General features: G+C 35.5%; 1 protein-coding gene. It reads left to right on the top strand.

The window, feature by feature from the left end:
* Nucleotides 1-30: 30 nt before the first annotated feature.
* On the top strand, nucleotides 31-636 hold a 606-nt coding region (locus tag ABDZ63_RS15785; protein WP_343785182.1), incomplete at its 3' end, for an IS256 family transposase.

The following is a 636-nucleotide window of genomic DNA, read 5'->3' as shown; positions in this document are numbered from 1 at the left end:
AGCCAAAAAAACAAGAAAAGAGGAATTGAAATGACTCAATTACAGTTTAACCTAGACATGGATATTTTAAAAGAATCAGTTGTAAATTCTAATATGGAGGCGGTAATTAAATCAACCATAGTTCTATTATTAAATGAATATATGGAAAAGGAACGTGATGAATACCTTCAGGTCCCTTCATATGAACGATCGGGTGAGCGTTTTGATTATAGAAATGGTTATTATGAAAGAGAGCTCATGATGAGTATTGGAAAAATCAAATTACGTGTCCCACGGACGCGTAGTGGAGAGTTCGCTCCAACCGTATTCGAAAAGTACCAGCGATGCGATAAAGCCTTCGTTTTGTCCATGCTTGAAATGGTTATTAATGGTGTCTCTACACGCAAAGTTAAAAATATAATTGAAGAATTATGTGGAGAGAGTGTCTCGAAATCTTTTGTATCATCTCTAACTAAAAAACTCGATCCAATCGTGAATGAATGGGCGAGTCGTCCTTTAAACACCATATACTACCCATACATTTTTGCGGATGCCATGTATATTAAGGTCCGCGAAGACAATAAAGTAGTATCTAAAGCTGTTTATATCGCAACAGCTATTAATAAAAATAATGAGCGGGAAATTCTTGGACTAAAA

Origin of the sequence: Alkalibacillus silvisoli, assembly GCF_039521975.1 — a bacterium.
GTDB lineage: Bacteria > Bacillota > Bacilli > Bacillales > Alkalibacillaceae > Alkalibacillus > Alkalibacillus silvisoli.
Note: the sequence above shows the minus strand (reverse complement) of the source record. Positions and strands in the feature narration are given on the sequence as shown.